The following is a 7810-nucleotide window of genomic DNA, read 5'->3' on the forward strand; positions in this document are numbered from 1 at the left end:
GAGCTGTGATTGTTTTCAGGAAAGCCGTTTTCATCAATAACATGTACATTATATAGCCCTTACCTATACTTATACTAGTGTTTTAATAACTACTATGGACATAACACAGTGGCATCTGATTCTTTCTCACTTTCCTGTATTGGGAACGTTTTTTGGAGGCGTATTTCTGACAAGTGGGATAGTGCTCAAAAATAACGCTGTCCAGAAGATAAGTTTGAGTATTTTTATTGTGACAGCTTTGATTTCTGCCGTGGTTTATGCAACAGGTATAGAAGCAAGCCAGGCATTGGGAAGGTTAAATCTGGTCTCGCTTACAGTAATCAATGCACATAAGCAAATGGCATCAATTGCCAGTTGGTTTATCGGCGCATTAGGCCTGATTTCTTTCATTGCTTTTATTCCCTTTAAAAACCAAAGGACATGGTATCGGTTTGCCGTAGGTATTGCCTTGTTTTCGATTCTTACTCTCATTGCTACTGGTATGGCTGTTTACACAGGTTATCAGATTAACCATGCTCATTTTTAATTTAAAAAATCGGTTTAGAATCCGGATTGCTTGCATCCGGATTACTTGGTTTTACCCGGCTCAATTAGTTTCTTACTCAATTTTGATCCCAACTGTGGCCATATTGTTGAACGTTGCCGTATTGTTGCTATCAACAAGGCTTTTTTTCCACCATACTATCCTGAATAAAAACTTTAATATCTTTGGGTATGGCGGAGATGAACTTTTTATATTCACTGTCTGCAACAGACTTCTGCAAACTGCGAAAAACTGCCCCAACAACAAACTTTGCATAAGAGGCTCCCCTAAAATCATGTAATCCTCTCATGCCATCATCTTCGACAACTTCTTGGATAAAATCATCAAGATGGTTAGAAGATCCTATACTTCTCTGAGGCTTCCAGCCGTCCACATATACTCCTTTCAGCGCCATAGGCAAGTGAGATATCATCTCGCATGACTCTTCAACAGTCACATGATTGCGTAATGCGTGCAATACCCCGCGAAGAATACTGCCTGCTTCTGCCTGTTCCAAAGGCATTTGTAATTCCTGGGCTAAACGATTCAGGTATTGATTTCCTACAGTGGCATATTGAGTAAAGTCCATAATAAAATCAATTTTGAGGGGTTAAAACTAGTACAGTTTAGAAAATATTTTTGAATACAACATAAACTGGCAATCTGCCAGCTTGTCCAACTACTATTCTGTCTATTTAGCCCACATATTACGTTGGTATACACCGATCAACTCTCCCAATCCAATAATATGTGGTTGAATCGCTATTTCTAACTGATCCTTTGTGGTAGAAGGAGGTAAATCCAGTTTTTTATCCAGTGCATATAGTGTAAAGATATATCTGTGAATGGCTTTTGAGCAACAAGGACCTGAATAGTTTGATGTTCCAAAATCAGTCAATCCCTGCACGCCAGGTATTGTGTTTTCTTCAATCAGAAAGCTGGTCTGATTTGTTGGTACAGGAATATTCCACACTACCCAGCGTCCGCTAAAATTATCCATGTCTTCCATAATCAATGCCAGATCCTTAGTATGTTCGGGTATGTGTTCTATCAGAATTGGCGGATTCACATTACTCCCATCGCAGGTATAGCGGTATGGAATAAATTTCTTATGTGAAAAAGCAAGACTGCTTACTTTAAGTAGCTCATAGCTGGTAAGTGCCAGATCAGCACTTTTGTCTTTCCTATACATTGGAGTAAGAGTTTATAGGTTCGAGAAGATAGATGTAGAGAGATAGGGTACAAAGAATGGATGTGAAACTTTTAATAGCTTCTTGTAAAGTTCTCACTGAAAGTAATCAGTAGTGTATGATGTTTTAAGAGCTTGTCTTGTATGCAGACTACTCCTAAAACCTAACCAAAGAAAGGGTATTTGTTACTTTACTGCTCTGAGCCAGATCAGCCCCCTGGCTAATTCTTATCATCCTCTTCTTATTCTGCTCACTTGGTTTGATCCTGTTCATAGGCTTGCAGGTTATTATGTTAGTATCTATCTCTATCCTGCGTTATACGTCAGTGAAGCTAACAGCCTGTCTGGACACAATCTCTACTCAACACAATCTCTACAGAGCCTTTATCACTACAGATATTGTGTGCATCTCAAAGGGATATCGAAAACATTGGATGACAAAAAGAACCATCCCGTGAGGTAAACTATAATCATTGTATTATGCACAGTATCCTCATGCACAGTATCCTCATGAGCAGTATCATCTTCTTGTCCGATCTATATCATCGTAATTGACAAACCTTGAATGTTACTTTTAAGCAAGTCTATTCCATATAGGAGTAGTTAGTAAAGCTGGCAGAAAAATTTTTTACACAGTTATCTTACCAATTTTTCATCAACACATTCTAACAAAAACATGACTCTTGGTCAGATAGCCTAAGAAGTTATCACATTAGTTGGTTTGCTAATTCGTTCGTATGCTGAACGTTGCGGATTGCGAGAATTTTGCTGGAAAGTGAATCCCCAGGTCCTTGATTAAGTCCTTTTCAGTGAGATCGTTTTCTGTTTTGCAGTAACGGATTTTGCCGTTACTGCAGGATTAAGATGTGTTACCCTTTATTCATCTTCAAAATCCTTATTTATGTCTATACTTATGTGCCTATGCAAAAAAGTAGTACTCAGTTTGCTAATTGTGTCAGTTCTTCTCCCTCACTGGTTAATAGCACAATCGGCACCAACTCAGTCTTTTGCCTGTAAGGGGCTTATATCCAAGGGGCTTATGTTTAATACGCCTATTTCTAGCTCCTCACAGACAGGAATGCTTTTGCCCTCACACCGTTTGTTACAGACTAAGAAAGGTGCTAGCCAGAAGGGTGCTAACCTAAAAACGAGTGCTGCTGCACAACAACTGGACTTGCTCGAATATAAGCGTGAAAGTTTACTTTCGATCACTACTTCGTCCTATGATGTTGGCAACCCTGATCTAATGTTTGATCAGGATACGCTTACACTGATGCGAACAGCCAATGTCAATCCGGCAATCATTCAGCTGGAGTTTTCCAATGTTCAGACCATTGACCAGATACGTGTTTTTCTGGGACAGCCGGGTTATGCGTTTCTCGACAAGGAGAGCTGGCTTGTGGAAGCAGCCAATACCCTGGCAGATCTGGAGGGAAAAACAGGTTCATATTCGTTGATTGTTCCCTTACGTTCTGATGTGGGAGGTACATACGATGGGGTGACGTTTGCTGCTCCAATCAAGGCTCGCCTATTCCGTTTTACTATTACCCAGACGCTGGGGGATGGGTATGTACACATTCCTGAACTTGAGTTATGGGGACAAACCGATCCCACACTGGCCAAACAGTTTGAATACATCCGGTTTCACAACCTGGTAGTGCTCTACAAAAATACCAATCATGGTACATTGCCTGCATCCATTGAAGAGGATGTTCAGATACCACTGTATACAGCCTCTGAGTTTATTTTTCGCAACAGCTATTTCAGCTTTTTTCCTACCTGGACTGTCTATGTGGTAGAAGACTATGCTCCGCTTTTTGCGGGAGATGACGGATGGATACCTCCCAATGTAATTGATCAGGACTTACGTAGCCGGGGATTACCTGTCAATGAATATGACTGTGTCTACATTATTTCCAATGGATCCAATAACGGGGCGTGGGGGCCTGCTGGGGTACTGGGAAAAGCAGGCTATTTCCAGACAGGCTGGTGGGGAAGTGAGTACGGTAAATTTGTGACAGTCCATGAGTTTAATCATATCATTGATGCTATGTTTGCTTCGCTGGGTTATGCAGATTTTCCACACAATCACCCGGATGCTGCCCGTGCACAGGGTGAGTTTGTCGGACATGGTGGCGATAATTGGGATGTAGATGGGGATATTTTCCGGTATTGGGGAAGGGAAAGATGGCTGAATCTGAATAATGGCAACCAATGGGGCAAAATGCTGGTAACGCTGGACCAGGATTTGGATGGACTGCCTGATAAGGAAAGTACTTTGCCTTTGGATGAAGAAAGGCTCAATAGCTCTGCTACAAGCACAGACAGTGACCAGGATGGCCTGAGCGATCTGCAGGAAGCTATGGCAGGGAAATTTACGGATTCTGATCCCTTACGTGCCGATACGGATGAAGATGGCATCAATGATGCGATTGATTCCTTTCCCCTTTACCCGGTCTCTACAGATGTTCCATTCAAAAAGATTGACTATACTTCTAATCTGACTCAATGGCCCTTAAATGGCAGATATTATTATGAGCACCCCGAACACAAAGACAGAACAGAATTACGTTTAGCTTTTGATGAGGCTTTCCTGTATGTCGGTATCAAAACAGGATTGGCCATTACTGGGGAATTGCATTTGTTTTTGGATTGCAATAATGATGGGTTGTTTTATGGCGAAGACAATCTGCATATTATTTTTGACAATAACACAATCAAACAGGTGATTCTTCGGGATGCAACCAATAATTTTGCGGAGACTTCTCTTCCGGCAGAGGTCTATCATGGGATTACACTTACAGGTACAGACTGGAAAAGCTATCAGCTTGCTATTCCCAGACAAAGTGAATATGGACTTGATCTGACTGATAGGGAATCCATTGGTATGTGGATACGGGTTCTGGACTATGGTAACGTTGTGGGTGCAGATATGTTTGAACCCAATGATCTTTTTGTCGTTACCCTGAACTCTGGTGATCAGCTTGTAGTCAATGCAAAAGGAACCAGAGTCGCAAATCAGAATGCGCACTTCAAACTTTTTGTCAATCAAACGTTTGTGGGAGAGACCTCTGTGACTACTACCTATAAGCCGTATTCATTTCACATTCCCTTTCCCAGATCTGACATACAATCAGTCTATATCCGGTTTGATAACGATGCTTCGCTCAAAAAGCAGGATCGTAATCTGTATATACAAAGCATAGAGATTGGAGGAAAGCGTATTATAGCTAGTCGAGAAAATGTTCGTTACGTGAGTGAGAGTGGCAAAGAGCTTCCCTATAATGGAATCATGAAGGTGAATGGAGATCTGATCTTTGATCTGGCTGAAAAACTTATAGTCAGTGCCCGAGGAAGCAAGGCAAAAGGTGAATATGCCCACTTTAAAGTACTATTGAACAATGTATATATAGGAGAAACATTCACTTCCTCTCAGTACAAACCCTATTCATTCCTATTACCTGGTCCAATCAGCGAACAAGATGAAATACGGATTCGGTTTGACAATGACCTGTATTATGCTGGTGGTCAGGATCGTAATCTGTATGTAGAACATATTCAGTTTGAGAACGGAAAGATGGGACTTACTGCTCAGAATACAACCTATATCCGTGACAATAATCTACAAGTTGAATACGATGGCACAATGCCTTTTAACGGAGATCTGATTATGCATCCTCAACTGATAGATCAGTCCTCAGCATGGGAAGCTACTTTAGCAGCTAGTTCACCCGCTATGCAGCTAAGCCTGTATCCTAATCCCAGTCATGGGTATTTTACACTGAATATAAAGGCAACGCCAGAGCAGATAATTTCCGGTCAGAGGGCCTATGTGGATGTATTTGATTTTACAGGTAGAAGAGTCTATACTACCTCCTGTTCGCTCTCCGGGGAAGGGACAGTGTTGCCTGTAGCATTGGAATCCATTCAATCGGGTATGTATCTGCTTGCAGTTAAAGTCAATCAACATATCCTTAAACAGAAAATTCTGATCCAACACTGAGGATATAATTGATGATACAATAGTGAGAATATAGCATCAGAATATTCCTTTCTGGGATGTGAGCCTTATCAATCAAAATACTTTTGGTTGATAAGGCTTTTCTTTTTCCTATTAAGAGTGAATGCAAGCCGATTTGTTTCACATATTCTTTTTTGACTAGATCAATTGACCAGTAAAATGCTTGCAAAGTACACAACGGACGGAATAACCTGTGTGTCAAGGGATAATTTATAGAACTAGTAGTAACCTATGTGGCTCAAACTCCTCGGTCATTAATAAGGTATGGTCATACTGCCAGACACATGTGATGCATTCGGATGTAACTTTGTGTACTCTCATCGTTGGGCAAGGAAATTCAACACAGTCGTAGATCAATTTTACTCTATTACCTACCTGAAAAGAATTTGCTTGCTTAGAAATGGATCTTCTCTTAAAAGAATATGATGTAAAGTGAAGGTTTTTAAATGAGAGCTGAAAGAAAGTATTTCGTTTCAGTGGAAAAAAGTGTGGAAAATTGAGCATGATTAGTATGATATTAGGTGGTAGAATAATTTGTAATGAGGAAAGTAACTTATAAACTTCTATAATGTAGTATCAGTGGATGGTCATTAGCAATGATGAAAATCATCCAAAGTACTTTTGCTAATCATTAATCTTTCTATTCTTCTCAATACATATATGTAACAAACTTATACTCACATGCAACTCTTCTGGAAAATACATAGAAAAGGGTAGGGACTTTATATAAAACAATGCCCAACAACTAGATAGGAATGATTCTATTTTTATAAGTAACTGATAACCATTATAGTTAGTAGTGATAGCCATCATTTATCCCTTACCAAAGGAAAATTACCTTAGCGATGTTTTCAGACACTAGGCACAAACATCAACTAATCGTAAATACCCAATGGTTTTTCTGTATATACTCTTGTTTGTAGGGTTACCGCTTTCTATACTGGCGGTATTACCTATCGCGTTACGAATAGATACAACACAAAGTGAACCTGTTCAGATTTGCTTCTTTGGGCTGATAACCGTTTGGATAGAAGAGTATAATCAGAAACTGCTTGTGGGGTACAGAGTACCTTTTTTTTACCACAGATTTGACTTATTCAACTGGATAGAGAAATCCAGACAAGGCAGAGTTAACAACTGCATCAGAAGACTTGATACGCAATCTGTTCAAAAGCAATCCGATCCAAAAAAAGAGAATCAGCATTTGCATAGTGAGACACCCAAAAAAAGGCTTTGGGCCATTCCGATACGTTTACTAAACGCATTTCATCTGCATGATTTGAGCTGGCAAATAGATACCGGAGACTGGATCGTGAATGCTTATTTATATCCCTTAACCTTAGCTCTTGCCCATACGACACCTTACCAGGTAGTAAATATTTCAATAAACTTTGAAGGAAGAAACCACCTGCAGTTATATACTTCTACACGCATATACAAGCTGGTTGCTGTATTTGTAACCAATAAATGAAGGATCATTTATTGTAAAATTCCTTTTTACTAGTAAACTATTTTCTTACCTAAAATCAATACGTCTATGAACTACAATTTTGAAGAGTTACTCGCAAAAGTGACCGATTTTGTTAAAAATGAAGGCAAAACCGAAACCGTAGTTGGCAGCCCCTTTCAACTTGGTGATTTTACCTGTGTCCCTGTATTACGTCTGGGTGTGGGGCTTGGAGCTGGAGGTGGTGGTGAACAGGTTAAAGCAGGCAAAGGTGAAGGTGGTGGGGCAGGGGTTGGAATGGGCATTGAACCAATGGGATTTTTAGTAACCAGAGCCGATTCAATCCAGTTTATTTCTGCCCAACACAGCAAAGGAATGGGAGCTGCATTTGAAAAGCTACCTGATATTTTGCAAGCCTATTTTAAGAAAGAAAGTTCTCAGAAGGAGAACGCTCACGCCTCAGTACAGACCGAATCCTGAAAAAACTGTTTTGTATATCTTTCTTATACTACTAGACAATTTGCAAAAAGGATAAAAAAATAGAGTCAAAAAGGAGAGCTTTGTAGTGACCAAACTAACAAAACTATTCCCGATGACTCTATTGGATAAAATTACACGATTACCAGGAAA

6 protein-coding genes are annotated in these 7810 nt (G+C 40.0%); 4 read left to right on the forward strand and 2 right to left on the reverse strand.

Annotated elements, in window-relative coordinates; translation table 11 throughout:
• Positions 1-94 precede the first annotated feature (94 nt).
• Positions 95-526 carry a hypothetical protein gene (locus tag QNI22_RS37485; RefSeq protein ID WP_314519397.1) on the forward strand — a complete coding sequence of 144 codons (432 nt, stop codon included), beginning with the start codon at positions 95-97 and terminating at the stop codon, positions 524-526.
• Positions 527-656: 130 nt separating this feature from the next.
• Here QNI22_RS37485 and QNI22_RS37490 read toward each other — a convergent pair whose 3' ends face one another.
• Together QNI22_RS37490 and QNI22_RS37495 are read right to left on the reverse strand one after the other, a co-directional pair.
• The gene (locus QNI22_RS37490) at positions 657-1112 is read right to left on the reverse strand and encodes a DUF2267 domain-containing protein (protein ID WP_314519398.1); all 456 of its coding nucleotides are present in this window, start codon (positions 1110-1112) and stop codon (positions 657-659) included.
• A gap of 102 nt (positions 1113-1214) precedes the next feature.
• Positions 1215-1715 carry a YbhB/YbcL family Raf kinase inhibitor-like protein gene (locus tag QNI22_RS37495; protein WP_314519401.1) on the reverse strand — a complete coding sequence of 167 codons (501 nt, stop codon included), beginning with the start codon at positions 1713-1715 and terminating at the stop codon, positions 1215-1217.
• A gap of 949 nt (positions 1716-2664) precedes the next feature.
• Here QNI22_RS37495 and QNI22_RS37500 point away from each other — a divergent pair.
• The 3 genes from QNI22_RS37500 to QNI22_RS37510 all read left to right on the forward strand — a co-directional run bounded on the left by QNI22_RS37500 (position 2665) and on the right by QNI22_RS37510 (position 7660).
• Positions 2665-5715, forward strand: coding sequence for a carbohydrate-binding domain-containing protein (locus tag QNI22_RS37500; RefSeq protein WP_314519403.1), 3051 nt, complete (start codon positions 2665-2667; stop codon positions 5713-5715).
• Between the two features lie 910 nt (positions 5716-6625).
• Positions 6626-7204: a hypothetical protein gene (locus QNI22_RS37505; RefSeq protein WP_314519404.1), complete on the forward strand. Its 579-nt coding sequence runs from the start codon at positions 6626-6628 to the stop codon at positions 7202-7204.
• Between the two features lie 66 nt (positions 7205-7270).
• On the forward strand, positions 7271-7660 hold the full coding sequence (locus QNI22_RS37510) for a GerW family sporulation protein (protein WP_314519406.1): 390 nt from the start codon (positions 7271-7273) through the stop codon (positions 7658-7660).
• Positions 7661-7810: the final 150 nt, after the last annotated feature.

It is taken from the genome of Xanthocytophaga agilis (assembly GCF_030068605.1).
In the GTDB taxonomy this organism is placed as follows: domain Bacteria; phylum Bacteroidota; class Bacteroidia; order Cytophagales; family 172606-1; genus Xanthocytophaga; species Xanthocytophaga agilis.

What these genes read in the sequence shown, in the direction of transcription:
- QNI22_RS37485 (WP_314519397.1), top strand. Translation starts at nt 95, where the DNA reads ATGGACATAACACAGTGGCATCTGATTCTTTCTCACTTTCCTGTATTG.
- QNI22_RS37510 (WP_314519406.1), top strand. Translation starts at nt 7,271, where the DNA reads ATGAACTACAATTTTGAAGAGTTACTCGCAAAAGTGACCGATTTTGTT.
- QNI22_RS37490 (WP_314519398.1), bottom strand. Translation starts at nt 1,112, where the DNA reads ATGGACTTTACTCAATATGCCACTGTAGGAAATCAATACCTGAATCGT.
- QNI22_RS37495 (WP_314519401.1), bottom strand. Translation starts at nt 1,715, where the DNA reads ATGTATAGGAAAGACAAAAGTGCTGATCTGGCACTTACCAGCTATGAG.
- QNI22_RS37505 (WP_314519404.1), top strand. Translation starts at nt 6,626, where the DNA reads ATGGTTTTTCTGTATATACTCTTGTTTGTAGGGTTACCGCTTTCTATA.